Source organism: Burkholderia sp. PAMC 28687 (genome assembly GCF_001577465.1).
Lineage (GTDB): Bacteria > Pseudomonadota > Gammaproteobacteria > Burkholderiales > Burkholderiaceae > Caballeronia.
Map to the genome: position 1 here is coordinate 460,096 of NZ_CP014506.1, position 25,311 is coordinate 485,406.

Sequence of the window (25,311 nt, forward strand, 5' to 3'; positions counted from 1 at the left end):
TTAGCCGTTTGCGTTCGCGCGTACATCGAACTCGACTTTCCAGCGCTCGCCCGAATCACGCGGCAAGGCTTCCAGTTCGAGCGTGCCGGCTTCGGTGATCCGTGCGTGCAGCTTGACGGGTACGACTTCGCCAGCAGTGCGCCCTTCGGTCGGCAGGGTCGCCTGGATTTCTTCGAGTTCCTGCAATTCCTCAGGCCCCCAGAAATCGAGCAACGTGCCGACCTGATCCTGCCTGCGCACCGATGAACCGAAGAACCGGAAATGCACCGGCTCGCCGACAACGAGGCCGAATTCCTGCGGCGGCAACGCGGCCTCGGTCCCTTCTTCCATGCCGAAGGGTGCGAGACACAACGCCTGCACGGGCGGTTCGATGCCGGGCACGGCGGGCATCGCGGATTCGATTGCGACGTAGTACGAACGCGCCGTGCCGCCGCGAATCCGTACGCCCTTGCCGCGACGGACGTAGCCGTAATACGCCGCGCCACGCGCGACCGCGCGGTCGAGGTCGCCACCGGCGAGCAAACGGGCCGGCGGCGCGCCTTCGGCCGTCAGCCAGCCGTTGACGGTATCGAGAATGCGGCCGGCCAGCAGGTCCGACTTGAACACGCCGCCGTTGAACAGCACGGCGGTCGGATGCAGGAAACTGGCGCCTTCGGCAAGCGTGTTCTGCAGGCCTTCGATCTCGTTGAGCGCGTTGACCTGACGGCCCAGGAATGCGGCGAGATGGCGCGGGATGGCGGCGTCCTGCGCATACGGCAGACCGAGTTGCGTAAGGCCCACTCGCGCACGGCTTACCGGCCGGTCGGCGCGGTCGGCTTGCGGGAAGAAGCCGTCCAGAATGGTCTGCGTGAGTTCCGCGCGCGTGAGTTCCGTGCGGATCGAACCGCCGATCAGCTTCGATCCGCGGCTTGGCACGACGAGCGGCACGGTGTCCGTGGCGGGATCGGTGAGCAGCGTTTCCTTGGCCGACCGGCACGCGTAAGTGAGCGCGCGAAGTTGCCATGCGTCGGGCTGCGTGCCTTGCGTCGCGAGCTTGCGCGCGACCACGTAGGCGAGCGCGAGGTCCATGTTGTCGCCGCCGAGCAGGATGTGCTCGCCCACTGCGATCCGGTGCAACTCGAGATTCCCCTCACGTTCGATCACCGCGATCAGCGAGAAGTCGGTGGTGCCGCCGCCGACATCGACGACAAGGATTACGTCGCCGACCCGGACTTGCTTGCGCCACTGTCCTTGGCTCATCTCGATCCAGCTATAAAGCGCGGCTTGCGGTTCTTCAAGCAGGGTCATGCGGCCAAAACCCGCTGCCTCCGCCGCCTCGGCGGTCAGGTCGCGTGCGGCGGGATCGAAGGAGGCGGGAATCGTGATGGTGATTTCCTGCTCGCTGAACGGCGCATCGGGATGGGCGTGGTTCCACGCTTCGCGCAGATGCGTCAGATAGCGCACCGAGCTTTCGAGCGGCGAGACGCGCGTGACTTCGGGCGGCGCGTCGTTCGGCAGAATGGCCGCGCGCCGGTCGACGCCCGGATGGCACAGCCAGCTTTTTGCACTCGATACCAGCCGGATCGGCGTCGCCGCGCCGCGATTTCGCGCCAGTTCGCCGACAGCGAAATCACGCTCGGCGGTCCACGGCAGGTTCAGGTCGCCGGGAGCCAATTCGCTCGGATGCGGCAGATACAGAAACGACGGCAGCAACTCGAGTTCTTCGATCGCCCCTGGCCCGGTGAGTTGCGTGATCGGCAACACGCTTTGCGTGGTCTTCTCGCCTTCGCTCGCGGTGAGATCGACATACGACAGCGCGCAATGCGTCGTGCCCAGATCGATGCCGATCGAATATCGTGCGTCGCTCATAACTCCACCTCGGCCGGCGCGATCACCGATGCGTCGTGGCTTTCCGTCAGCTTCGGCAGGCGCACCTGATCGACTTTCCAGCCGCGATGGCTCAGGTTGCCGCTGAACGGCGCTTGTCCGACCACGTTGCCGGTGAGACGCACGGCGGTGGCATCGAAGCCGTCCTGCAGCGTCACGCGGCTGCCTTCGGCCTCCGTGCGCACCGGGCGAATGCTGAAATGTTCGCGCAGGGTCGTGCGGCAGCCATCGTGCACGAGGCGCGCGGCCGCGCCGATCTCGGCATCGGAATAGGCGGCCACGTCTTCCTCGATGAAATCGATAAAACGCGCATCGCGTTGCAGCAGGCCGAGAAGCTGGAGGGCGGCGTCAGGGGTGGCTTCTTTTATGGTCCGGACGACGGGGGCGGGCGCTGGTGCCGGCGTTGGCGCTGCGGTGGGCGCCGGCGCTACGGTTTCGCCGTTGCGCACGCGGCGCACGCCGGCTGCGACTTCGCGGTCGCCCAAAATGGCGAAGAACGTTCCCACGGCGAGAGAAAACCTGCTGAGGAACAACGCATTCAAATCACTCATAAACGACTCCTGATGTGCTCTTCGACGAACGCGCCGGGACTGGCTGTCCGCGGCTGTCCTTTTACGCCGGCGGGGACAAAGGCCCTGGGTCTGGCGGCGTTTTCCGGTTCGGTAATGCGATTGCAAGCTGCGCGCCACCGGCAGATTGCCGGGGCGCGTTATGGCCGCGAAACCCGTATTTTGCCCTGAGGCGGGCATCGGCCGTTCGATGAGCGTAATTTGGGCGACCAAGCCGTCGCCCAGTACCGCAGCTTTCTGGTGTGTTTCCAGGCGCCAATCGCCCGGATTTTAGCGTTGCGACGATTCGGGCAGATCTTCAATGTTCCGCGCCCACGCAAGCGCCGAGCTGCACCAACCTTGCTTTAGCCCGGGGATGCGGGCGCGCTGCGCGATCGCGCCGAGGCGGAGATTGAACTGGGTGGGGTTATCGGCGGCCGAGGCATAGATCGGTGTGCCGCAATCGGCGCAAAAGGCCTGGGCGCGTCGTGAACCGGATTCGGCCGTCTTGATGTAGATCTTCGGCTGGCCGCGCAAGATTCGGAAGTCTTCGGCCGCAGCGGGAACGCTCGCCCGAAAGGGCGCGCCGGAGAGCGTCTGGCAATCGGTGCAATGGCAAACGCCGGCCTTTTGTGGATCGATGATGGCCTCGTAAGCGATTGCACCGCAATGGCAACTACCTTGGACTTTCATCTTTTCTCCCTGGCTCAAAGGTTTTGATCGCATCGGATTGGGGTTTATCAGGCGCTTCATAAAGGGCTTCATAAAGCGCTTCAGACCGCCGATGCGCTGCTTCAGAGAAGTAGTATGCCGAAGTCGAACGCTCGATTGATTCGAGAGGGGCATTGATGACCCACGATAGAATCGTCCGGCGCCGTGTCTGCATGGGCGGCGTTCGTTGTCAAACATTGCGTGACTTATCCAAGACCGGGGGAAACATCCGTGGCGCCAAGCTCTCTTCGTGTATTGAATAAAACTGCCCTTTTGCAGGAGCCGAGGCGGGCAAGGCACACCACGGAACGAAGATTCACTTCTTGTCCCAGATGACCAGATTCTTGTCCTTTGTATCGGCGACGAAGATGGCCAGCAATTTTGCCGGCGCGGAAGCGCTCACATTTTCGCTGACGGTGTGATGAACGCCGGGCGCTTCAGTCCAATGCTCGCCGGCGTTATAGACACGGGACGCGCCATTGCCCAACTGGCTGCGAATCTGGCCCTGGAGTACGTAGCCGACAACAAAGGCCTGCCCATGACGGTGTGGAATGGACTTGGCGCCGGGCGGGTAATCGACGACGATCGCGGAGATGGTCTTGCCGGGCACGTTGGGAAGCGCATCCGCGAACGCAGGCGTGATGGTTTCGCGCACGAGGTCCTCATTCTGCGCGACCGCAGCGGCAGGGATGATTGCCATCGACGCCGCCAACGCCGCGGCCGATACAAGTGTATTGATCGTCATTTGGCGACCTCCAGGTTTTAGGTAAGTTGCGATGCAACAAGGCGAGCCAATGGCGACTTTCAGTCGGCGCGATATCCTTCGTTAACCTAAATAGTGAAACAGTACGAATTGATGCGGATTTCGTCAGCGATTCAATGCCGGTGTCACGGAACAAGCACGATTTTCCCCGGCGCATGCTTGCGGCCCTCAAGCATCTCATGAGCTACCCGAGCCTCCGGCAACGGCAGAACTTCACCAACACGTGTTTTGAGCGCTCCCGTTTCCAGCAACTCGGAAAGCGCGATAAGCGTTGCAGTGTTGACCCTGACCAACATGAAGTTCGCGCTTACTTCAGCCGCCGCTGCCCGCTCGGCATTGGGTTCAGCGACAGCCGATACCACCTTGCCCCCAGGTTTGACAGTTTCAAAGGAACGGTCAAGCGTCTCCCCGCCGATCAAGTCAATCACGACATCGACGGAATGCCGGTATTCATCGAATGATTGTTCGCGGGTATCAAACACCTGATCTGCGCCAAGCGACATCACACGGTCCGCATCCCGGTGCGATGCACTGGCTATAACGAAGGCGCCTGCACGGCGGGCCAGTTGAACGGCATACGCGCCGACGTTGCCGGCGCCGCCCAATACGAGAACCCGGTCGCCTTTCTTCAGTCGTGCCTGTTCGAAAAGCATCTGCCACGCCGTGACTGCTATGACGGGCACGGACGCCGCTTCCTCGAAGCTCAGCGTGGAAGGTTTGCGCGCGATCATGCCCGCATCCGCAAGCGCGTATTCGGCATATGCACCCGTGAATCTTGGATTGGTCACGCCGAAGACATCGTCTCCTGCCGATAATCCGCTTACCCCTTCTCCTGTGGTCACGACGGTTCCGGCAATGTCCGAACCCAATGTCAGAGGAAGCGGTTGGGGCAAGACGCTGTTGCCCGAGCGGATCCACGCGTCCCATGGTCCGACTCCGGCAGCCGCGACACGCAGCAGAACCTGACCTGCCGCAGGGCGTTCGAGCGGGACGTTCCGGTATTGCATTGAACCGATACCGCCGAAACTATCGATCTGGACAGCCTTGAACGCTGCGGGCAATGCCGATGTCAACGGATCCATGATTCAAAGCTCCAGGCAGAGGGTTCGAAAATCGCGGGAAAGTTGTGCGTTTTAGCCGGTTACGTTCTTGGAATTAGTATAGGTCGCATACTGGACGACGAATCGGCATCCTTGCGCCAAGAATCGGTTTGATTAGAGCCGCCTTTGACGCGCCTTGGCTGCGAACGCCATCCAGCACGCCAAGGCCCGGGAATTGCTGCGTTCGAAAGCTTGGGTGGCAGTATCGATCAGCCGGTGTGGTTCCACCGTCGGCTCCCGGCGATCGCCCCCGGCCCCGCCAAGCCCCGAGCCGCCCGACATCGGTTCTTCGACGTTACGGCCGGCAGACATCACCCCACGACGTAATCCCTAACTTGAGGGAACAAGCATGCACTTCGTCATCAACGGCAACGAGCTAGAGCTGGAGTTCGACCCGAGGACATCGCTCCTCGATTTGCTGCGTGAGCAGCGTCACCTGTTCGGCGCAAAAAAGGGTTGCAATCAGGGCGCGTGCGGCGCGTGCACCGTGCTCGTCAACGGGACACGTATCAACAGTTGCCTCGCGTTGGCGGTGCAGTATTCAGATTGCGAAATCACCACGATTGAAGGACTGGGCGAACCGGGCAAGCTTCACCCGCTGCAGGCCGCCTTCGTCGAACACGATGGTTTCCAGTGCGGCTACTGTACCCCCGGGCAGATCTGCTCGGCGATCGGCATGGTCGATGAGTTGAAGCGCGGCGTGCCGAGCTATGTCAGCGACGACGTGGCTGCGGAGGGCTTTGAACTCACTGACACCGAGCTGCGCGAACGAATGAGCGGCAACCTGTGCCGCTGCGGCGCTTATAACGGTATCGTCGATGCGATCCAGGAAACGTTCGGTGCCGACAAGGCCGAGCCCAGCACGCGCGAGGCCGCCTGATGAATCCCTTTACCTATGAACGTGCTTCGGACTCGCAAGCGGCGCTGGCGCTTGGCGCTCAATCGGGCGCCAAATACCTGGGCGGAGGAACCAATCTCGTTGACCTGATGCGCGAGACTATCGAGCATCCGGCGGTACTCGTCGACATAACCGGACTCTCGTGTGCAACAGAAGCTGTCGGCAACGGCGGCCTGCGGATCGGCGCCGGGGTCAGGAACACGGCAGCGGCGGCTGACCGGATCGTGCGCGAGCGTTATCCGCTGTTGTCCGAGGCCATTCTGGCAGGTGCTTCGGCCCAGATCCGCAACATGGCCACAGTCGGCGGCAACCTCCTGCAGCGCACTCGCTGCGGTTACTTCTATGACGACGCGGCGCACTGCAATAAACGTTCGCCCGGAACGGGCTGCGACGCCATGGAGGGCTTCAACCGCATGCACGCCATCCTTGGCGCCTCCGATGCCTGCGTCGCCACCTATCCGTCGGACATGGCCGTGGCGCTGGCTGCACTGGATGCGGTAGTAACCGTCGAAGGTCCCGGCGGCGCACGCGACATTCCGCTGGTCGACTTCCACGTACTGCCCGGTGATACGCCACAGATCGAAACGGTGCTGGAGCCCGGCGAGTTGATCACCGCCGTAACCTTGCCGCCCGCTTTGCCGGGGCGTTCCAGCTACCGGAAGGTGCGTGATCGCGCGTCTTATGCCTTTGCGCTCGTCTCGGTGGCTGCGGTCCTGGAAGTGCAGGATGGCGTTGTGAAGGAAGTGCGTATCGCGCTGGGTGGCGTTGCGCACAAACCGTGGCGCGCGAATGCAGCCGAGGCGGCCCTCAAGGGCGCCCCAGCGACAGAGGCGGCATTCCGCGCGGCGGCGCAGGCGGAGCTTGCTCCCGCTCGCGGTCTTCGCGATAACGCCTTCAAGATCGAACTGGCTCAGCGCGTGATCACCGACACGCTGGTCAAACTGACAGCCCTTCAGGAGATCCGCTAATGCCTATTCTCAAAGATGCCATGCAAGCGGTGATGAAAAAGGCCATCGCACTCGCCCCTGACAGCTTCATTCCCGGCGGCAAGCCAGATCCGCTGATTCGACACAAGCACGGCCTGATCGGTGCATCGATAAGCCGGATCGATGGGCCATTGAAGGTGTCCGGCCGCGCGACCTTCGCTGCCGAGTTTCCGCTTGAAGGAATGACCTACGCGGCGCTGAAGTATTCGTCCATCGCGCGTGGGCGCATTGTCGATATCGATACCGCCGCCGCGGAAGCTTCACCGGGTGTCGTACTGGTGATGACCTACCGGAACGCACCTCGCCTCCAGCCCATGCCAGCCTTCATGACCAAGCAAAAGGCCGCGGGCGGCGATGACGTGCCGATCATGCAGGACGACCAGGTTCACTGGAATGGCCAGCCGGTCGCGCTGGTGCTGGCCGAGACCCAGGAGCAGGCGGACCACGCGCAGTACCTGATCCGCGTAACCTATGAAGCGGGAAGCGATGGCGTAACGTCTCTCGATGCAGCAAAGGCGAATGGTTCGGAGCCCGGCCTTTTCCAGGGCGAGCCGCTCAAGCTCGAGATCAAGGATGCCGAGGCCATGCTGGCCGCAGCACCGCACAAGATCGACGTGCGCTACACGACCCCTCGGCACAACCACAACCCTATAGAACTGCATGCAGCGACGCTCGTGTGGAAGGGCGATGAGCTGCGCATCCACGACACCGTGCAGGCAGTCGCGCACGAAGCGTGGACCATCGCGCAGGTGTTCGGTGTGGACGAGAAGAATGTCCACGTCACTTCGCCATACGTTGGGGGGGGCTTTGGATCGAAAACGGTGTGGCAACATCAGGTGCTGGCAGCGGCCGCTGCGAAACTGGCACAGCGGCCCGTGCGGATCATGGTGTCCCGGGAGGGCGTGTTCCGCATTGTCGGCGGCCGTACGCTCACTGAACAGCGCGTGGCGCTCGGGGCTCAGGCCGATGGCACCCTGGACGCCCTGATTCACACCGGCACGGTCGCGATGACTCCGCACAACAATATGCCGGAGCCCTTCATCTTGCCGGCCAAGAGCGCCTATGCTTCCCGAAGCTTTCTGCTCGACGTCGAGACCGTCAAAATGAACATGACGGCCAATACCTTCATGCGGGCGCCTGGCGAGGCTGTCGGCACCTTCGGGCTTGAATCCGGCATCGATGAGCTCGCTCACGCCATGAACATGGACCCCATCGAATTGCGGATCAGGAATGAGCCGGAAAAGGATCCGACGACGGGGCTGCCCTTTTCTCAACGGGGGATCGTCGAGGCCTGGAAGACCGGCCGCGAGCGATTCGGCTGGGACGCGCGCCGGGAGCCGGGCGCAAGGCGCGAGGGCGACTGGCTTGTCGGCATGGGCTGCGCCACGGGCACGTATCCGTATTACCGGATGCCCGGCGGCGCGGCACGCATCACGTTGACCCAGGCGGGGCGCGCTACTGTCAGCATCGCCGCGCACGAGATGGGCATGGGTACATCGACCGCTCAGACGCAGGTGGCCGCCGACCGCCTTGGGTTGACCATGGACGACATCGACTTTGAATATGCCGACTCCAGGTTGCCGGGCGTGGTGCTGGCAGGCGGTTCGCAGCAGACGGCAGCGATCGGGGCCGCGGTGATTGCGGCGCATCACAAGCTCGTCAGGGAACTGCTCCGGTTCGCCGGCAACAGTTCGCCGCTCTCCGGCCTGTTACCCGACGAGGTGGGCGGTCGCGACGGCGGTCTCTGTGCGCTGGAAGATGAAAGCCGGTTCGAGAGCTACGGTGCCATACTGGCTCGCGCGAAGCTCGACGAAGTCAGTGTCGAGGCAGAGGCGCCGATGCCGTTTGAACTGCAGCACTGGTCCATGCATAGCCACAGCGCGCTCTTCTGCGAGGTACGGGTCAATGCAATTACCGGCGAGACCCGGGTGAGCCGCTTCCTCGGTTCGTTCGATTGCGGACGGATCATCAACGCCAAGACCGCCGCCAGTCAGTTTCGCGGCGGCATCATCATGGGCCTCGGACTTGCCCTGATGGAGGAAACCGAGTTCGACGAGAGAACCGGCCGGGTGATGAATCCATCGCTTGCCGACTATCACGTGCCGGTTCATCTCGACGTGCCGGAGATCGACATCATCTGGAGCGAGGAAGCCGATCCTCACACGCCAATGGGCGCCCGCGGCGTTGGCGAGATCGGCATAACGGGGGTGGGCGCGGCCGTCGCGAACGCGGTCTTCAATGCAACCGGCAAGCGCATTCGCGATCTTCCGATCACGCTGGACAAGGTGATGGGTTAGGTGGCGAGCGGGGCTAGAACTTCTGGCGGATTCCGGGCGCGTCATTGCTTTACGCGCCCGGTATCTGCTCGATCAGATCGATCCCGGCGCGTCTTTGCGCCACCAACCTAACGACCCCCGAGAAACGCAAGAAGCTCCGCCGTGACTTCTCCCGGACACTCCTCCGGAAGAAGATGACCCGCGCGAAGTGCCTTGCCGCTGACATTGCTTGCCCAGCGCCGCCAGATGTCGAGCGGTGAGTGTTCCCCGCCGAACGAATCGGGCCACAAGGCAAGGACCGGACAGTTCAGCATGGTTCCGGCTGCACGATCGGCGGTGTCGTGCGCGAGATCCTCATGCGCTGCAGCGCGATAGTCTTCGCACATCGCACGTCGCACCGACGGGTTTCGAAAGGCCCGTCTGTAGGCCCTGAGGGCAACCGTATCGATATGATCGATTCCGCCTGCCATCCTGGCTAGAGCAGCATCGATAAACGCATCGGGATCAGCCGACAGCAGCCGCTCCGGCAGATCGAACGGTTGCGCCAGCAGGAACCAGTGAAAATTGGCCAGCCCGAAGCGCATGTCGGCGGCGTCCCATGCATCGAGCGTCGGAACCACGGCGAGCGACGCATAGTGAGTCACATGATCCCGATGATCCAGCGCCAGCCGGTATCCGGCCCGCGCCCCTCTGTCGTGGCCGACGACGGCAAACTCTGCGTGGCCGAGCTGTTTCATCATCGAGGTAAGTGCTTCGGCGACCCGGCGTTTGGTCCAGCGTGGAGTATCGGCGCCCGTCTTGCTGTCGCCATACCCGGGCAGATCCGGCGCAACGACAGTGAATGAACGCGCCAGTTGCGGAGCAATGTACCGCCATGCCAGATGCGTTTGCGGATACCCGTGCAGCAGAAGCACTGCCGGTCCCGAGCCGCCGGTCACGCCGCTGAACGACACACCTCCCGCGTCGACTTGCAGACCGGACAATCCCGGGAAAGACTCAAGCGAATGGTGAGGGGGAAGTTCGTATGCCATATGTTCCTCACGTTTGCGGTGTCGAGTCAGTGACGCGCGACGGTATCGACGAAAGCGGCCAGATCACGGTTGAACCTATCCGGCTCTTCGATAAAAGGCGCATGTCCCGAATTCGCGTACAACTTGATTTGAACCTGCGGATCGAGTTCCTTTGCCCGTGCAATCGCGCCTTTCGTATTCACCAGCGCGTCGCGTTCGCCATACAGCAGCAGGACGGGCACCGTGGTTTTGCTCAAACCGCCGGACGCATCGACCGTCATGGACTGGACTGCGCTCTGCATGGTCCACGACGCCATCGCCGCGTTGGCGAGCAGGCGCTCGGTTGTGGACCTGTCGGGCTGCGTGTGAAAACACAGGCTGAGGAAGGTGCGCTCGCCATCCAGATGGGTCTTCAAATCATGAGAAGTCATGTCGCGATAAACCTCCGGATGAGACACGATCTGGTCCGCTTTCAACTCGATCACACCATCGACATAAACCGCTCCGGCAATCTGGCTGTCGCCATATGCCGCCAGGTAATTCGATACGACCGCGCCACCCAGCGACCATCCGACGAGCACGGGACGGCTTGCATGCGACGCTTTGATCACTGTTGCAAGGTCGTCCGCCCAAAGGCGTCCGTTGGAATACGCCTCGGCTTCAGTCGGCTTCCCGGACAGGCCGTGACCGCGCAAATCGTACGTGATGATGCGATACCGCTGGAGGTCGGCGCTGTCGACTTGTCCATTCCAGTTCAGGCGGCTGCCCAGCAAGCCGTGGATCAGCACGACAGGCGGCCCGGCCGGATCGCCGGACTCCTGGACGGCAAGGGTGACGCCGTCCGGCGCGGTGACCGAATAGTTTTTTGTATCTGCGATAGCGGCGGATGACATCGCAAGCGCGGCGACTGCTGCCAGCAGGGCGGAAAGCGTGTGACTAAAGAAGTTGCGCGACATTCGGGTTGCTCCATGATCGTTGACATGGGAGCACCTTGAACCCTTACACTGATGTGAGGGTCAAGCGAAAAGTGCTATGCTTTTTCATGATCCAATCCATCGAACACGATCTGCTGACCATTGGCGAACTCGCTCGCGAGACTGGCGCAAGCGTGCGCTCGATCCGCCATTACGACGAACATGGCCTCCTGACATCGGTTCGCGCCAGCAACGGCTACAGGGCGTTCCCGCTTGCAGCCGTCACCCAGGTCAGGCAAATCCAGCGCATGATCGCGACGGGCTTCAGCCTCGCTGATATCCGCTCGTTTCCCGATTGCATGCGCATGATCGAAGGCGCGGGCTCATGCCCCGAGACCTCCGATGCCCAGCGCAAGCGACTGGCCTCGATCGAGCGCCAGATAGAAGACCTCGAACGACGTCGTACACGCCTGCTCAAGACACTGGCTGAAGGGGCCGTTCCACCTTTGGACTGATTTTCCCGAAGCGGAGGTGCAGCTCACAGTACGCTTCCGAGCGTCGACCAATTTCAACCTTCCAAGAAAACGACGCGATGGGTTACGTACTTGTTCTGCTCGTCGGCGTTGCTGCCGGCATGCTCAGCGGCATTATCGGCACCGGGTCGTCGATGATGCTCATGCCGGTTCTCGTCCTGTTCTTCGGGCCGCAGCAGGCCGTGCCGATCATGGCGATCGGAGCGGTGATGGGCAATCTCGGCAAGGTAGTCGCATGGTGGCGTGAGATCGACTGGAAGGCCTGCGCGGCTTATTGCACAACCGCAATCCCCGGCGCGGCGTTGGGCGTTCACACGCTGCTGGCGCTCCCTGCGCGCATTGTCGATATTGCGCTCGGCGTTTTCTTCGTTGCGATGATTCCGACGCGGCGCTGGCTCGCGCGCCGCTCCATCAAGTTCACCCTGTGGGATCTGGCATTGATCGGAGGCCCCGTCGGCTTTTTGACAGGGATTGTCGTGTCGACGGGTCCGATCACCGTTCCGGTGTTCACGTCGTACGGCCTCGAAAAAGGCGCCTTTCTCGCGACGGAAGCGACCGGATCGCTGGGGGTTTATGCGGCAAAGATCGCGGCGTTCAAGGAGTTCGGCGCGCTGCCGGTCGGAATCGTTGTAAAGGGTCTGGTGGCGGGCGCTGCACTGATGACAGGATCGTTTTTCGCCAAGTCTGTCGTGGTCCGGATGCAACCGTCCACGTTCAGGCTTCTGGTCGATGGACTGATGCTGTCATCAGGCATTTCGTTGCTCTGGGCGGCGGTCGGCCAATAGTTTTGACCGCACTTCGCATTCGGATTCAGCGCCGCGCCGATTCGGCCTTCGTAGCGTTATTGAATGCCAGACCGTGATCGGTCATGCGTTCGCTGGGCCCGTCCTTGACGAATGCGTCCTCGAATACCTGCCCGATGAGTCCGTCATAGTCGGCCGGGTGAGCATTCGCTACGGCGCGGAGCATTTGTATAAGCGCGTTGCCGTCCTCGAGATGAGACACGATCACTTTCGCGGTTCGTAACGAGATAGTTTCTTCCGACGGCGCATGACTCCCACCTTCTTCCAGCTTGAACGTGAACCGGTGGATTTCTTCATGCCCATCGGGCAATTGGTAGTGGTCACAAATGGTAGCTTTCATGATGCTTATGCGGAGTGGGCCTGCCTTGGACCAACAAAAATCGTTCCCGCTAGCTTCTCATTTCTTCCTCGTCAATCAACCCTCGTACCGTTTCGCAGTTTTGCTTTTAGCTACTCTCGAGATGACATGCTCTTTTAGCCATCTCCGAAAGTTCCGATCATCCGGTCGACGAAACAACGCAGTTTCGGCGTCATGCGCCGGTCCGCTGCATAGAGCAGATGCATGGGGCGGGATGGCCCTTCGAAATCGGGCAACACCCGAATCAGCCGGCCTGCCGCCAGATCCTCTGCCACGGCATGCTCAGACCCGAGCACGATACCGAAACCGTCTCGGGCAGCGCTGTGAATGGCGCCCCAATCGTTGATACTCAAGCGGCTCCCAACGGTCGCCTCGACTTCGCGGCCGCCCTGCTGGAAGCGCCACCGATGGTTGAGGTCCGTTGGCCATGGAGCGAATAACACGCACTCATGGCGATCCAAATCCGCGGGTTCCAGCGGCGTTCCATGTTCGCTCAGATAGGCCGGCGATGCGCAAGCGACCAAACGATATGGCTTTAGCGGACGCGCCACCATCGGCAGGTTTTCATCGATTGGCCCGATTCGCACGATGGCCTCGTAGCCTTCTTCGACAGGGTCCACCAGTCGGTCCGATAGCGTCAGTTCAAGTTCCACCTCCGGGAAATCTCGCAGGAACTGCGTCACCGCCGGTATCAGGCCATGACGACCGAAGGTCACCGGCGCACTGATGCGCAAGCGGCCTTGAGGCTTGACCTGAACGGCTTGGGCCAGGGCATCGGCTGCGTCCACTTCCGCCAGCACGGTCTGGCACCGCTCCAGATAGGCGCGGCCGAACTCCGTCAGGCTCTGTTTGCGGGTCGTCCTATTCAGCAAGCGGGTCGCAAGATGCTGTTCCAGGGCAGCGATATGCTTGGCGACCATTTGCGGCGACATGCCAAGCTTGTCGGCTGCAGCGGCGAATGACCCCGTCTGGGTTGCCTGTACGAAGACCGCCATGCTGGTGAGTCGATCGAGCACTGACAACTCCCAGTTGCGAAATCGGAAACTGTACGCCTATTTATCATCCGTCAATAGTCAATTAAGGTGGATAGACTTACCCCGGATCTCCGGTTCGGGCGGACGGTCCACATTCCAAGGGGCTTTCGATATGCCGATATACATCGTTCGAATGGAACATCCCGACGGCGACCGCTGGAACCAGCATGTTCTCGAACACGCTCTTTATCTCAAGGACTTGATCGCGCAGGGCCGGCTGCTGGCTTCCGGACCGCTCAAGGCAACGCCGTTGCGTGCAGGCTTTCTGATCATGCGGGCTGAGAATCGCGAGGAAGTGGAAGCGATGGTCAAGGGCGATCCGTTTTCCCGCGAAGACCTGATCTGCGGGCTTACGATCGAAGAGTGGGATCCGCTCTTCGGCATGCTGGTCGATCAATCCAGCAAGCAGCCGCCGCCCGAGTTGGCATCGCTGTTCTGACTCGCCGGCCTGCGCGCAGGCCTTACCGCGGCGCGGCAGCCGCCTAGTCAAGGAAGACATCATGCTTTATGAACTGATTACACTCTCCAGCCCACCGATGGAGCAAGACGCGGTCTCTGCCGGCGCGCACAACTGGGTTCTGGATGGAGAAGGCCAGCTCTTGGGCGCGTGGCGCACGGAGATCGGTGAACTCTTCCAGATCAAGCTGCTGCGTGGCTTCGAGACCGCGGAGGCGCTCGAACGGGAACGGTTGCGCGCGCTGATGAGCGCCCGTCCATTCGGTGTCGACGATCCATCGAGCCGGTTGATCACGGAGCAGTACGCGCGTTTCCCGTTTCTGCCCGACGTCGAGCGTTCCTCATTCGGGCGATTCTATGAATTCCGGACTTACCATCTGAAGCCGGGTGGTCTGCCGCCAACCTTGGCGGGTTGGGAGCAGGCAATCGGTCCGGCTCACGACTACACACGGCATCTGGTGATCAATATGTATGCGCTGGATGGCTCGCCCCGGATCACACATATTTGGGGATTCTCCAGCCTGGAGGAACGCGCTGCGCTGCGTGCACGCCATTACGCCGAAGGCCTGTGGCCACCGAAAGGCGGTCCGCAACAGATTGCAAGGGCGACATCGACGATCTGCATTCCGGAAGCGTACTCGCCGCTTGGCTGAGGCCGCCCGTACTGCTTTTTACTTGGTACGGTGCGCGAATCAGAGCCGATCTGAAGCGTGCCGAAGGATCGGCGAAGGGGACATTCAGTGCTTCATGCAAACGGGAGGGGGCGATTCGCGACATGCGGGGCCACGAGCTTTAATAGCCGTGGCCCGCGCAAAACAGCATCTCCGTATCAGGCGACTCGAGGCTCGTTCATGCGAGCCCGGAGCCGCCCTCTCAAAGTTGCATCAAACTTTTTCGACGGAAGCCTGATAGATCTCGTCGATGGCAGTCGCGAGCGTCTCGTCGAATTCACTGTCGCTCATTTGTTCCTTGAGCTCGTTGATCAAAGCCCGCGAGAAGCTGGCGATCATTCCATGATTCGAAGCGAGCCGTTCGCACGCATCGCTTCGCGCATAGCCTCCGGAAAGCGCAACCACCCGGGCGACGCGCGGGTGCTCGATCAGCGGACGATAAAAGTCCGCCACGTCCGGAATTGTCAGCTTGAGCATGACTTGACGATTTTCCGGCAACGCATCGAGGCCCTTGGTCAGTTCCGCGAGGAGGGTGGCTTCCGCTCCAGCCTTGTCCGGACTCTTGATCGAAATCTCGGGCTCCAGGATCGGAATGAGGCCGTGTGCGGAGATTTGCTCTCCCACCGCAAATTGTTGCCTGGCGATCGCAGCAATACCCGCTTGCGAGTTCAGCTTGATGACTGAACGCATCTTGGTGCCGCAGATACCGAGCTTCGCGGCGCGGGCGAGCAGCTCGTCGAGCCCGGGAATCGGCTTCATGAGTTGCACGCCGTCGGCTTCGTTTTCCAGGCCCTTGTCCACCTTCAGGAAGGGCACGACGCCACGCTCTTCCCACAAGAAGGTTGGAACGGGTTTGCCGAGCGCCTGTCCGTCCATGGTTGCTTCGAACAGGATGGCCCCGATGACCTTGTCCCCTGTAAAGGCGGGCGCAGTGATGATGCGCACCCGCATCTCGTGTATCAGTTTGAACATCTCGGCGTCACTGCTGTATGCAGTCTCCGGGATGCCGTATAGCTTCAGGGCGCCGGGTGTGGACCCGCCGCTCTGGTCCAGGGCCGCGAAAAAGCCCTGCTTTTCACGTACTTGAGCCAACATTTTTTCATTTGCCACGATCGCCTTCCTCTCTAGACAACGGAATATCGAAACCAGCACGTCTGGTCGGGACACATTGCATTTAACACGTTCAGGTATCGATGTTAATGCATATGCCGGAACAACGAAAAGCGGTCGGCGCCGTTGCTTCACGCCGATCCGACGAAGTCAGGCCGATTACGCCAGCATTTAGCAACTTCGATCAATGTCATCGGAGCAAGTGCTGGGCCGTAAGCGGCCACCGCCCTTACAACGGATTCTCGATCGACTTCTGGACATGGGCGACGAAATTGTCCACGACCGGATCGCTACGCATGGTGTTCCACGCAAGTCCGACTTGCCATCTGGTCTGGCTGTCATGCAAGGCAATGATGGTCGCGTCGCGCAATAGATATTGCGCACCTGAGGGCAGGAATGCCGCGCCCACACCTGCTGCAACGGCTGCAAGAACAGACTGGATGTCATCGGCCCGCTGGATCACGCGCGGAATGAAATTGCGACTTGCGCACCATTGTTCGATTTGCGCGGCGAGTCCGGGACCAATACCGCGTGAAAGGGCGACGATGCCCAGCGCATTGAGCTTGTTCAGGTCCGCCGGCAAGCGCTTCCACCTCGCGTGCTCCGGAACGGCGAGGATCAGCGATTCGGCCAGCACCGGCACGAATGCCAATCCGCGGTCAGCCGGCAGTCGCAAGAACCCGACATCGAGTTGGCCCGAAAGCAGTGCCCGTGTCTGATCAAACGACGACAAGTCTTTCACCGTCACGCCGACACCTGGATTCATGGACCGGAAGCTCGCGAGCCATTGCGGCGCCACCGTAAGCACCGATAACCCTAGGCCGACCCGTAACTGTCCCCGCTGGCCGCTGCTTGCTTCGCGCGCGCGAATCAGCAGGTCATCGGCTTCGCCGATCAATGACAACGCACCTGGCCGGAAAGATTCTCCGAATGCCGTCAGGTCGGCGCCGTGACGGCCGCGTTCGAACAGGCGGCCGCCGAGCACCGTCTCCAGCGCCGCGATCTGCTTGCTGAGCGCCGGCTGGCTGACATGCAGTGCGTCTGCAGCGCGACCAAAATGGCGCAATTCAGTGACCGTCAAAAACGCACGGAGCAGTTTGAGTTCCATTCCGCAGAGTAATGATATCGATCAAAACATTCATTTTACGGATCACGGCGGCAGCGGTCCAATGGGTTCTTCGCAGGAAGGACGATATGACCTAAATCCACCCAAAGACGAGACTCGCTCAAAGCGATGCTGCGATTTCTTTTGCGATGGTTCGGCGTGAGGCGATTGCAACGGGTGGCCGCGATGCTTCGAATAGAACACACCAGCCTCACCGAACCGGCGCAATTGCCATGAGCTTTGCGCAGGCCAGGCGCGAACGTTGAAGAATGTCTCTTGTGGACTAAGGTTTGGCGGCGCGTCAGTGGCAGAGGATTGCCCTATGGCGAACACTGACGGCGAGAAACGTCTTGCGCGGGTACGCTGCATTGCTCCGCCGTGCTTCGACTGGCAAGGTCTTCATTGTTTCCGGGTAGGCCGAACGTTCTTCCTTCGCCGACTGACGAACGCACCACATCCGATCGCGATGAGTATTGCGGCCATCACGCCACTGCTCATGCCTCCACTTATGCCGATTCCGTTGCGGGATTCGCTTGCATCTGACGCGGCGGATGCCGCCACAGGCGCAGAGGTCTGACTCGCAACCGGCTGAGGCAACGCAACGCCTGCGGCGCTTCCCCGCTGCACCACGGACGAGTCCGATGTTGCAACTGCTGCGGACGCAGGGGATGGTACGGCATCGGGGTCCGGTCCAACGGGCGCCGACGCACTCGCGGATGCAATCTCGGGAGCCACTGCAGCGCTGGGGGTAGAAGCAATCGCCCGCACCGTGGTGTTCCACTGCGCAAATACCGTATCGATACAGTGGACGTCAGTACAGGCGTTGCGTGACTGTCTCCACTGGGATAGCTGGCCAGGCGAAAGCTTCCCGGCGCTCAGCATGGTTTGCTGTTGCGAAACGATATCTTCGTATTCGTTGTTCAGAATGGCGTGGTCGCAGATGACACGCTCGGCGGGTTGCTGCGTGGTCGCGCACGAAATGTCGCTCGCCCGGGCGTCAACTACGCTCAGCGCAGCCAGTGCCAATAACAATAACAATGTCGAATGCCGCATCAGATGCACAAGTTCTCCTGAATCATTTATTGCCGCTACTGGCGGTTGAGGATGGGACGACAATGAACCCTCCTGCACTGTCGCCATAGACGTCGACCCATCCCTCGAGCAGGAAATTCGCTGTCAGCGCGCACAGCGCCGCATCGACTTCATCGATGTTTCTCAGCGGCCGGGTTTCAACGCCCGCCCTTTCGAGGGTCTCCCGGCGCTGAATGTTCTTCGCCTTCGCCGATGTGGCTTCCCGGCCGCGAAGGGCGCACGTGATGGCGTGGGGGAACGTCTCGAAGCAAACCCGGTTCCCGATCGCGAACACGTCATTCAAAAGAGGAAAGCGCTCGACGAAGACCTTGTACACGGACTCCCCGTTGAACATCCAATCGTAGAACCGGCTTTGGCTCGCTCGTTCGCGTGTCGGCGTAACAAAACAGGAGATGCGCATTCTGGCCAGCATCTTTTCGGCCTGTCTTCCAGTCTCTTCGATTCTCCACTGGCAAGGCGCATCGATACCCACGGCAGCAACATCGAACTCGATGCATTTTTCGAGCATCTGCTCCGGCGTTTCTCGGCCGGGGTTGTTCCACACGATCCGGGTGCCCTGCATGATGACCAGATGATTGCCCTTAGCCTCTCCGCCTATATCGATTCCGGCAACAGTTTTTTGTGACTTCATGGTTCCCGCATGTGGAGGCGCTGATTCGACAGTTCGGACAGCGATGTCCGGAATGTTCGGAATCACAGCCCATTTATCTCCAATGATATGCGCCTTAGCATGAGTCCTGTCGCCGGCACGCTGTGCACCCGGCTTGAAAGAACTTGGCGCTGGCCGCAAACGCCACGTTATCGATGAATAACTGGAGAACGAATATGTCCGAGCATCCTGTTGTACTGATCACCGGCGCGCTGACGGGTATCGGCCGGGCCGCCGCTTTTGCCTTTGCGCATGAGCATGCGCGCGTCGTGGTGTCCGGGCGCCGCGCGGAAGAAGGCGAGCAACTTGCGGCCGAGCTGCGCGCGCTCGGATCGGAGGCCGAGTTTGTTCAGGCCGATGTCCGCCTCGAAGACTCGGTGCGCGAACTCGTCGATCGGACCGTCGCACGCTTCGGAAGGCTGGACGTGGCCGTGAACTCGGCGGGCACGGAGGGCGAATCGGGACCCGTGACGGAGCTGACGCCCGAGCGCTATGCAGCCGTCTTCGATACCAACGTGCTGGGCACCGTACTCAGCATGAAACACGAGATGCGCGTGATGCTGGCGCAACGCAGTGGCAGTATCGTCAATATCTCCTCGACGATGGGATCGCGCGGCGCGCCCAACGTGTCGCTCTATGTGGCCAGCAAGCACGCAGTGGAAGGCCTGACCAGATCGGCGGCGATCGAGGGGGCCGCGTCGGGCGTGCGCGTCAACGCTGTTGCGCCCGGTCCGGTAGAGACTGCCATGCTGCAGAGACTGACCGGCAACGAAGAACGCAAAGCTGTTTTCCTCGCGAGCGTGCCGCTCAAACGAGCGGGGACGCCCGAAGAAATCGCGGACGCGATCGTGTTCGTCGCGTCCGGGAAAGCAAGCTTCTTTACCGGCGAGATCCTGAGAGTGAACGGCGGGAAAACGGCGTCTTGATGGACCGTCATCCCAGCTCGTCCTGTGCGCAGGGGTGTGCCGCCGTACCCCTGCGCCCACCCAACAATTACCTCCGACGCTAATAACTGAAGCTCGCGTTGAAAAACACGCCCTTCGCACGGTCATCGCCGACAATCTTCGATCGATACTGCAGCGAGAAATCCACGAACGAGCGCGGCGCATGATACGCGTCCTCACGGAACCAGTAGCGCAGGTTCACGCCCACGCCTGCGCCCATCGATGCACGGTTGTTGATCTGCGTGTTGTAGTCGCCGCCAAGCACCGCGTACGGAAACGCGACGAGATGCGGATCGATCGCATCGAGCCGGTAGCTTCGGCCGAGTTCGCCGCTAAAGGTCGCGTAGTTGTCCGGATGGGTGATGTAATGTCCTGCTTCCGCGTAAAGCTGCCCCGTCCACCAACTCGGCGTGTCCACGCGCAAATCCGTGCCGAACCCGTTCGAATACGCGATACGTCCAAGCCAGTCCGGCTGCACCGCGCTGCCAAGCGGCACGATGCGCTCGAATGCGAACACGAGGTTCTGGCTTGCGAACGGTTTCGCGCGCACACCCAGCGCCCCTTCGAGGCTCGGCGTGCCTGTAGTGTTGCCCGCCTTCGAATAAAGCGTCTCGTAGGCGCGTGCGTAGAGTTCGATGGTGTGTCCATCGAGATAACCGAAAGGGCGCCAATAGGCTTCGGCGCCGGCTTGCACGCTTTTATCGGCGGTGCTTCCGGGACTGGCCACGAACGTCGTCTGGTCGCCTGTAGGACGATATCCCACCGACGCATTCACGCCCCAGGTCCGGTCGAGCTCGGACATCGTGCGGCGGGTCTCGAAGGCTTGTTGCGGTTGCAGCGAGATATCGCCGTTGTTGTCCGCATCGATTCCGCGCCTGAAATAACTGGCTGCGACGGGCGCCGCACCCGCATTCAGGTTTGCGTAGCCCGCATCGAGCAGGCTGGATGGCGGCAGCTCGTCGTTGCGAACGGCCTCGTTGTAGTAGCGCGCGGCAAGCGCCGGCTGTTCCGCATTCGATGCGAAATACGCGGCGTTCATGCTCGGCAAGGTATCGATCATGCCGATCTCGATCAGGTTCGCGGCTTCCTGTTTCGATTCGGCCTGATCGCCATTCGATGCGAGCGCCTGGATCAGCAGCAAGCGATGCACGGGATCATCGGGCGCAATGCGCACCGCCTCGCGCGCCTGCGCCACCGCAAGCGGGTAGTCGTGCTGGTCGTAGGCGCGCGCCGCCGCGGCGTATTGCGCGTAGGCAGGATCGAACGGATGCAGCGTGCACAGGATGCCCGAATCGATGCGCGTGCAATCGAGCTGCGGCATCGGCAGATCGGCGGTGTTGGCCGCAACGGACGATGTCAGCGCACGCCGCGCTTTTTGGCGACGCACGGCGATCATCAGGTCGGTCGCGTCGCCGTCGGGATCGAGACCGTTCAGGGCATCGAGCGCGCGTTGCGGAGCGCCGGTTGCAAGCGCCATGTCCGCAATCACGATCCGGCCGTTACGTTGTTCTTGCTGCGTGGCGTCTTGAAGCTGCATCGCGTGCGCGAAATCCGCAAGCGACGCATCACGCTGACCGAGGCGTTCGCGGATCGCGCCGCGCTGCAACCACGGTGCGAGTGCGGAGGGGTTGGCTGATATGGCATCGGTCGCGGCCTGGTCGGCTTCATCGAAACGATTGGCTTGGATCAAGGCATCGATCAGCAAATCCCGTGCGCCTGGGACATTGGGCGCATAACCGATAGCGGCCCGCGCGCGTGAGATCGCAATGTCCGTATCGCCGCGCCTGAGCGCGTCGTAAGCTTCCGATGCCGCGACAGGTCCGAGCCGTGCGCCGATGAACCGGCGCCGTGCGCGCAGCCCAGGGTTATCGCCGCCACGCTGCGTTGCTGCGATGACCGCGTTGTACGCATCCAGGTCGCGCCCTTGCGCGGTCAGTGCGTCGATCACGAGGAGATAGAGCGGCATGACGTCGGGCCGCGCGGCCAGCACCTCGTTTGCCGCTGCGATCGCGTCGTCATAGTCATGCTTCGCATACGCCCTGTAAGCACGCTGCGCCGTCTTCGCCATGTTGCCGGTCAGCGCGTTCGGATCGGACGGACTGTTCGCGCCGCTCGCAATGATCGCAAGCAGCGCACTGCGGCGAGCGCGCAACGCGGGTTCGGGACCGAGGGCCTTGATGGCATCGTCTATTGCACGCACTGCCGCTCGCCTGTCGCCTTGCGCTTCGAGCGCGCTGGCGAGCAGCAGGCGCAGCGACATCACATCGGGTCGTTGACGGATCGCTTCGCGCGCATAGCCAACGCTCGCCTGGTAGCGATGGCTGTCGTAGCTTCCGTACGCCTGCCGGGCGACCCTGTAGGCGCTGCCGGTCAGCGGCAACGGCAGCGTTTGGTCGGCCTGGGACATGCCGGGGACGGACCACAAAATCGCGATGCCGAATGCGGACGCTTGCATGCGTCTGGAAAGAACATGGTGAGCCAGAGACTGAATGATATTCACTGCAGGAGACTGTCCACGAGTTGAGGCGGCACGTAGTGAGGGCCATCGAAAAGGTACGTGCGATAACCGCGATAGGCATCGAGTTGGAGCTTGAGTTCCTGCGCCGTGGCCGAGCGAAATGCTGACCCGGGCGCCACGCGGAAAGCTTCTGCGATGACCCGCACGCGCTCACGTCCGAACTTGGCGCTGAGGGCATCGGCATAGGTCCGGGCAATGCGCGGTTCGCGCGCATAGACACCCACGCCGTCCTGCAGCAACACGCCCACGTCACTCGGGAGCCAGCTCGAAAGCCATTGCGCCAGCGCCGCGCCGCCGATGTTGCCGCGGTCATAGACGCTGATCCACAAGGGCCGCGGCAGGCGTGCGAGCAATGGCGCGATTGAACGGGCGTCCTGCCAGCTTGGATCGACTTCGACAGGAAAATACCAGCCTTCGATATTCAGGTGCGGCGCCGCGCGCACCAGTTCCAGAGATTGCTCGACCAGCAGCTCGGCGTTGGCGCGTGCATCAGCTTCGTTGAAGCGGCCGGCCAGGCCCACGAGCACGCGCTGCGCCCAGGGTTCCAGCGCGATGCGGTTCCAGTCGGGCAAGCGCGGCGCCACGGGGATCTGCGTGCCGGCGACATATGCGGTGTTGTCGACGGCGGTCCATTGCAGGAGCAAGTCGGTCACCCCCAGCCGGTTCCAGTCGCCGTGAGCATTGGCATGCGTATTGTCGAGTTGCCATGCAACGCCCTGGACGAGCGGCGGGGACTGGCAACCCGCGAGCCCGAGCGCCAGCACGCCGGCGGCGCTGCCGCGCAAGAACGCGCGGCGGCTCATGCCGAACGCACAACGGCCGTCACGACTGCCGCTCACGTATGCTGTCCTGCTTCGCGTGCGCGGATCTGGGTCTGCACAGCGTCGCTCAGCGCGCGCGCCGAGATCGCGCCATAGGCGACCATGAATTCGCCGATGCGGCCATCGCGTTCAGGCCTGTACACCTTGAGCGCTTCATTGAAACTATCGCGCGTGATGTAGCCCATCTGGATCAGCAGATCGCCGAGAAGCGGGACGTTCGTCTCGTTCGGTTCAAGCGCGTTGCCGGCGCCGCGCAAGAACCGGAAGCCGGTTGCGATTTCGCTCTCGCGTACGATCCGCTGCGTGACGGGTCCGCCCGAGACGCGCTCGATTTCCTTGAGCGCTTCGTCCTCGAGCGGGCTTGCCGCCAGCACGATCCGGCGGCCCGCATGGTCGGTGCCTTGCGGCAGGATGCGGTATCGGATGGCATGTTCGAGCGGCACGTGCGTCTGGCCTTCATCGAGCAGGGAAGGGTCAAGCGCGGCCCGCTGCAGCTCGGATTGAAACGACAGCGCTTCGGCAAGCGTCTCCTCGTCGAGCCAGCCACGTGCCAGCAACACGCGGCCAAGGGGCGCTTCGCTTGCCAGCTCGTCTTCCATTGCGGTCTTGAGCTGGTCCTCGTTGATTGCCTGCCAGGAGACGAGCAACTCGCCCAGCCGTTGACGGCGCTTTTCGGAAAGCCCCGCCGCCGATGGAAAATCGTGCATCGTCTTGTCCCATGCAAGCCGCTTGCCCGTGACCAGATGCGACGAAAACAGGCGCCATGCGCGCGATACCGCCAGGAAGTTGATGAAGTTGGCGACGATCATGCGCGGGATGGAGACGATGCCCTGTTCCCAGCCGTAGAGCCGGGAGACGAAATACACCCGTTGCACGACCCGTAGCGCAACTGCAATCGTGTTCAGCAAAAGCACGGTATTCATCCACGCAGAATCGACAAACGGCGAGGGCAGCAAGTCGCTCGTCAGTCCGAACGACGCCGCGCACATGAACGCAATGAACTGCAGCACGAGCACATAAGCCAGCATGCCGACAAACGATGTCACCACACCCTTGCGGTCACGAAACAGCAAATAGCGATTGGCGAGCGAGCCGCTCCAGCCGGTCTGCTGCCACCCCTGCATGCCGATGCCGAGCACCCAGCGCGCACGTTGCCTATAGGCGGTGCGAATCGTGTCGGGGAAAAATTCGCGCACGGAAAGCGGCACCGTCACGGTCACTTCGCGATCTTCGCTGAGACCAAACATGCTCTTGCGACGCGTGAGGTACTGCACCGGAAATACCGCAAAGATCGATTCCATGCCGAGCATCAGCAAGCGCGTGCCGACGTCGTAGTCCTCGGTCAGCGAATCGGTATTGAACGGCTGGTTCTTCGTGGTATCGATAAGCGCAAGCATCGCGCGCCGCGAAAAGCACGAGCCCACGCCTGCCGACGGCACGCTGCCCGTCATGCTCTCGCGGACCACGAGATCCTTTGCATGCCACTCGGCAAATTCATCCATGTACGTGCCCGCAACGAGCTCGTACCAGTGCCGCTCGAGCGAGGCCACCGGCAACTGGATCATGTCCTTGCGCGGCAGGAGGAAGTTGAAGAACTTCAGTTCGAGCGAATGCAGCACGTCTTCGCTGTCGTGCAGCACGAAGCCCGCGAATTCAAGGTCCGCGTTACGTTCATGCTGCAACGCTGCCTGCACCACCCAGTTCAGGCAATCGGCCTTGCAGGTCGGGCCATCGTGCGGCACTTCAACGCGATGCAACTGCTTGTAGCGCATCCGCATGCGCTCGACTTCCGCGCTGGTTGCGGCATCGTTCACATACGTGCCCACGAAGATCACGTAGTTCCGGTAGTCGAGCACGCGCACGGCGTCTTCGAGCATTGCCGCGATCACGTCGTATTCCTGCCACGCGGGAATCATGATGGCGATGGGCTGCTCCGCGCGCTCCTGCAACTGCGCGGCTTTCAGCGGCGTGTATTCACGCTTGACCGTAAGCGCCCGGTACGCCCGCCGGACCCAGTAATACAGGTCGATGAACAGATCGTCCGCGCTGGATATCAAAATGATCACGGCAATGATGCCCGCGCAATATTGCAGCCCGTAGTAATACTGTTGTGCGTAGTAACCGGGATACAGGTCCATGGCGTGT

At 61.7% G+C, this 25,311-nt stretch carries 24 protein-coding genes; 8 read left to right on the forward strand and 16 right to left on the reverse strand.

Annotation, left to right across the window (positions count from 1 at the left end; genetic code table 11):
- From AX768_RS17440 to AX768_RS17460, 5 genes are all read right to left on the reverse strand, one after another.
- Positions 1–1,848, reverse strand: a complete 1,848-nt coding sequence (locus AX768_RS17440) for an Hsp70 family protein (protein WP_062001380.1) — start codon at positions 1,846–1,848, stop codon at positions 1–3.
- The gene (locus AX768_RS17445; protein WP_062001381.1) at positions 1,845–2,417 is read right to left on the reverse strand and encodes a DUF2760 domain-containing protein; all 573 of its coding nucleotides are present in this window, start codon (positions 2,415–2,417) and stop codon (positions 1,845–1,847) included. The genes AX768_RS17440 and AX768_RS17445 overlap by 4 nt, the downstream gene beginning before the upstream one ends.
- 288 nt (positions 2,418–2,705) lie before the next feature.
- Entirely contained in the window at positions 2,706–3,260 is a 555-nt protein-coding gene (locus AX768_RS17450; RefSeq protein WP_231941501.1) for a GFA family protein, read from the reverse strand.
- 181 nt (positions 3,261–3,441) lie between these two features.
- Positions 3,442–3,870: a cupin domain-containing protein gene (locus tag AX768_RS17455; protein ID WP_062001383.1), complete on the reverse strand. Its 429-nt coding sequence runs from the start codon at positions 3,868–3,870 to the stop codon at positions 3,442–3,444.
- Between the two features lie 143 nt (positions 3,871–4,013).
- On the reverse strand, positions 4,014–4,970 hold the full coding sequence (locus AX768_RS17460) for an NADP-dependent oxidoreductase (protein WP_062001384.1): 957 nt from the start codon (positions 4,968–4,970) through the stop codon (positions 4,014–4,016).
- 367 nt (positions 4,971–5,337) lie between these two features.
- On the opposite strand from AX768_RS17460, the gene AX768_RS17465 reads away from it, so the two are divergent.
- From AX768_RS17465 to AX768_RS17475, 3 genes are read left to right on the forward strand one after another with little or no spacing between them, the layout of a single operon-like run.
- Positions 5,338–5,868 carry a 2Fe-2S iron-sulfur cluster-binding protein gene (locus tag AX768_RS17465; RefSeq protein WP_082778914.1) on the forward strand — a complete coding sequence of 177 codons (531 nt, stop codon included), beginning with the start codon at positions 5,338–5,340 and terminating at the stop codon, positions 5,866–5,868.
- Positions 5,868–6,854, forward strand: coding sequence for an FAD binding domain-containing protein (locus AX768_RS17470; protein WP_062001385.1), 987 nt, complete (start codon positions 5,868–5,870; stop codon positions 6,852–6,854). Before AX768_RS17465 ends, AX768_RS17470 begins: the two co-directional genes overlap by 1 nt.
- Complete coding sequence (locus AX768_RS17475) at positions 6,854–9,169, forward strand: xanthine dehydrogenase family protein molybdopterin-binding subunit (RefSeq protein ID WP_062001386.1); 2,316 nt, start codon at positions 6,854–6,856, stop codon at positions 9,167–9,169. Before AX768_RS17470 ends, AX768_RS17475 begins: the two co-directional genes overlap by 1 nt.
- Positions 9,170–9,276: 107 nt before the next feature.
- Here the strand turns inward: AX768_RS17475 and AX768_RS17480 are convergent, their stop codons facing one another.
- Both AX768_RS17480 and AX768_RS17485 read right to left on the reverse strand, forming a co-directional pair.
- Positions 9,277–10,179: an alpha/beta fold hydrolase gene (locus tag AX768_RS17480; protein ID WP_062001387.1), complete on the reverse strand. Its 903-nt coding sequence runs from the start codon at positions 10,177–10,179 to the stop codon at positions 9,277–9,279.
- Positions 10,180–10,205: 26 nt separating this feature from the next.
- Complete coding sequence (locus AX768_RS17485) at positions 10,206–11,114, reverse strand: alpha/beta fold hydrolase (RefSeq protein WP_062001388.1); 909 nt, start codon at positions 11,112–11,114, stop codon at positions 10,206–10,208.
- 86 nt (positions 11,115–11,200) lie between these two features.
- Here AX768_RS17485 and AX768_RS17490 point away from each other — a divergent pair, with 86 nt between their 5' ends.
- Complete coding sequence (locus AX768_RS17490) at positions 11,201–11,587, forward strand: MerR family transcriptional regulator (RefSeq protein WP_062001389.1); 387 nt, start codon at positions 11,201–11,203, stop codon at positions 11,585–11,587.
- 77 nt (positions 11,588–11,664) lie between these two features.
- Positions 11,665–12,390, forward strand: coding sequence for a sulfite exporter TauE/SafE family protein (locus AX768_RS17495; RefSeq protein ID WP_062001390.1), 726 nt, complete (start codon positions 11,665–11,667; stop codon positions 12,388–12,390).
- 25 nt (positions 12,391–12,415) lie between these two features.
- On the opposite strand, the gene AX768_RS17500 is transcribed toward AX768_RS17495, so the two are convergent.
- Positions 12,416–12,748: a hypothetical protein gene (locus AX768_RS17500; protein ID WP_062001391.1), complete on the reverse strand. Its 333-nt coding sequence runs from the start codon at positions 12,746–12,748 to the stop codon at positions 12,416–12,418.
- A gap of 134 nt (positions 12,749–12,882) precedes the next feature.
- The gene (locus tag AX768_RS17505) at positions 12,883–13,782 is read right to left on the reverse strand and encodes a LysR family transcriptional regulator (protein WP_172811981.1); all 900 of its coding nucleotides are present in this window, start codon (positions 13,780–13,782) and stop codon (positions 12,883–12,885) included.
- A gap of 130 nt (positions 13,783–13,912) precedes the next feature.
- Here AX768_RS17505 and AX768_RS17510 point away from each other — a divergent pair, with 130 nt between their 5' ends.
- Entirely contained in the window at positions 13,913–14,239 is a 327-nt protein-coding gene (locus AX768_RS17510) for a YciI family protein (protein WP_062001393.1), read from the forward strand.
- Between the two features lie 61 nt (positions 14,240–14,300).
- The gene (locus AX768_RS17515) at positions 14,301–14,909 is read left to right on the forward strand and encodes an NIPSNAP family protein (protein WP_062001394.1); all 609 of its coding nucleotides are present in this window, start codon (positions 14,301–14,303) and stop codon (positions 14,907–14,909) included.
- A gap of 231 nt (positions 14,910–15,140) precedes the next feature.
- Here AX768_RS17515 and AX768_RS17520 read toward each other — a convergent pair whose 3' ends face one another.
- The 4 genes from AX768_RS17520 to AX768_RS17535 all read right to left on the reverse strand — a co-directional run bounded on the left by AX768_RS17520 (position 15,141) and on the right by AX768_RS17535 (position 18,865).
- Positions 15,141–16,037: a fructose bisphosphate aldolase gene (locus tag AX768_RS17520; RefSeq protein ID WP_062001395.1), complete on the reverse strand. Its 897-nt coding sequence runs from the start codon at positions 16,035–16,037 to the stop codon at positions 15,141–15,143.
- A 229-nt stretch (positions 16,038–16,266) separates the two neighbouring features.
- Positions 16,267–17,145, reverse strand: coding sequence for a LysR family transcriptional regulator (locus AX768_RS17525; protein ID WP_062001396.1), 879 nt, complete (start codon positions 17,143–17,145; stop codon positions 16,267–16,269).
- Between the two features lie 396 nt (positions 17,146–17,541).
- Complete coding sequence (locus tag AX768_RS32060) at positions 17,542–18,195, reverse strand: hypothetical protein (RefSeq protein WP_075358107.1); 654 nt, start codon at positions 18,193–18,195, stop codon at positions 17,542–17,544.
- Positions 18,196–18,217: 22 nt separating this feature from the next.
- Positions 18,218–18,865, reverse strand: a complete 648-nt coding sequence (locus AX768_RS17535) for a DUF429 domain-containing protein (RefSeq protein WP_062001398.1) — start codon at positions 18,863–18,865, stop codon at positions 18,218–18,220.
- Positions 18,866–19,059: 194 nt separating this feature from the next.
- On the opposite strand from AX768_RS17535, the gene AX768_RS17540 reads away from it, so the two are divergent.
- On the forward strand, positions 19,060–19,809 hold the full coding sequence (locus AX768_RS17540; protein ID WP_062001399.1) for an SDR family NAD(P)-dependent oxidoreductase: 750 nt from the start codon (positions 19,060–19,062) through the stop codon (positions 19,807–19,809).
- 79 nt (positions 19,810–19,888) lie between these two features.
- Here AX768_RS17540 and AX768_RS17545 read toward each other — a convergent pair whose 3' ends face one another.
- Genes AX768_RS17545 through AX768_RS17555 form a run of 3 tightly spaced genes read right to left on the reverse strand, consistent with a single transcriptional unit; the run spans position 19,889 to position 25,304 of the window.
- A complete protein-coding gene (locus tag AX768_RS17545; protein WP_062001400.1) occupies positions 19,889–22,282 on the reverse strand; it encodes an NfrA family protein in 2,394 nt (797 codons plus the stop codon).
- Between the two features lie 41 nt (positions 22,283–22,323).
- On the reverse strand, positions 22,324–23,184 hold the full coding sequence (locus AX768_RS17550; protein WP_231941502.1) for a twin-arginine translocation signal domain-containing protein: 861 nt from the start codon (positions 23,182–23,184) through the stop codon (positions 22,324–22,326).
- Positions 23,181–25,304 carry a glycosyl transferase family protein gene (locus tag AX768_RS17555; RefSeq protein WP_062001402.1) on the reverse strand — a complete coding sequence of 708 codons (2,124 nt, stop codon included), beginning with the start codon at positions 25,302–25,304 and terminating at the stop codon, positions 23,181–23,183. The genes AX768_RS17550 and AX768_RS17555 overlap by 4 nt, the downstream gene beginning before the upstream one ends.
- Positions 25,305–25,311: the final 7 nt, after the last annotated feature.

Bases quoted from the DNA above. Each gene is read 5' to 3' on its own strand.
- AX768_RS17475 (WP_062001386.1), top strand. From the start codon at position 6,854: ATGCCTATTCTCAAAGATGCCATGCAAGCGGTGATGAAAAAGGCCATC.
- AX768_RS17455 (WP_062001383.1), bottom strand. From the start codon at position 3,870: ATGACGATCAATACACTTGTATCGGCCGCGGCGTTGGCGGCGTCGATG.
- AX768_RS17440 (WP_062001380.1), bottom strand. From the start codon at position 1,848: ATGAGCGACGCACGATATTCGATCGGCATCGATCTGGGCACGACGCAT.
- AX768_RS17515 (WP_062001394.1), top strand. From the start codon at position 14,301: ATGCTTTATGAACTGATTACACTCTCCAGCCCACCGATGGAGCAAGAC.
- AX768_RS32060 (WP_075358107.1), bottom strand. From the start codon at position 18,195: ATGCGGCATTCGACATTGTTATTGTTATTGGCACTGGCTGCGCTGAGC.
- AX768_RS17450 (WP_231941501.1), bottom strand. From the start codon at position 3,260: ATGCCCCTCTCGAATCAATCGAGCGTTCGACTTCGGCATACTACTTCT.
- AX768_RS17445 (WP_062001381.1), bottom strand. From the start codon at position 2,417: ATGAGTGATTTGAATGCGTTGTTCCTCAGCAGGTTTTCTCTCGCCGTG.
- AX768_RS17480 (WP_062001387.1), bottom strand. From the start codon at position 10,179: ATGGCATACGAACTTCCCCCTCACCATTCGCTTGAGTCTTTCCCGGGA.
- AX768_RS17460 (WP_062001384.1), bottom strand. From the start codon at position 4,970: ATGGATCCGTTGACATCGGCATTGCCCGCAGCGTTCAAGGCTGTCCAG.
- AX768_RS17500 (WP_062001391.1), bottom strand. From the start codon at position 12,748: ATGAAAGCTACCATTTGTGACCACTACCAATTGCCCGATGGGCATGAA.
- AX768_RS17525 (WP_062001396.1), bottom strand. From the start codon at position 17,145: ATGGAACTCAAACTGCTCCGTGCGTTTTTGACGGTCACTGAATTGCGC.
- AX768_RS17535 (WP_062001398.1), bottom strand. From the start codon at position 18,865: ATGAAGTCACAAAAAACTGTTGCCGGAATCGATATAGGCGGAGAGGCT.
- AX768_RS17470 (WP_062001385.1), top strand. From the start codon at position 5,868: ATGAATCCCTTTACCTATGAACGTGCTTCGGACTCGCAAGCGGCGCTG.
- AX768_RS17510 (WP_062001393.1), top strand. From the start codon at position 13,913: ATGCCGATATACATCGTTCGAATGGAACATCCCGACGGCGACCGCTGG.
- AX768_RS17485 (WP_062001388.1), bottom strand. From the start codon at position 11,114: ATGTCGCGCAACTTCTTTAGTCACACGCTTTCCGCCCTGCTGGCAGCA.
- AX768_RS17540 (WP_062001399.1), top strand. From the start codon at position 19,060: ATGTCCGAGCATCCTGTTGTACTGATCACCGGCGCGCTGACGGGTATC.
- AX768_RS17495 (WP_062001390.1), top strand. From the start codon at position 11,665: ATGGGTTACGTACTTGTTCTGCTCGTCGGCGTTGCTGCCGGCATGCTC.
- AX768_RS17545 (WP_062001400.1), bottom strand. From the start codon at position 22,282: ATGCAAGCGTCCGCATTCGGCATCGCGATTTTGTGGTCCGTCCCCGGC.
- AX768_RS17555 (WP_062001402.1), bottom strand. From the start codon at position 25,304: ATGGACCTGTATCCCGGTTACTACGCACAACAGTATTACTACGGGCTG.
- AX768_RS17465 (WP_082778914.1), top strand. From the start codon at position 5,338: ATGCACTTCGTCATCAACGGCAACGAGCTAGAGCTGGAGTTCGACCCG.
- AX768_RS17490 (WP_062001389.1), top strand. From the start codon at position 11,201: ATGATCCAATCCATCGAACACGATCTGCTGACCATTGGCGAACTCGCT.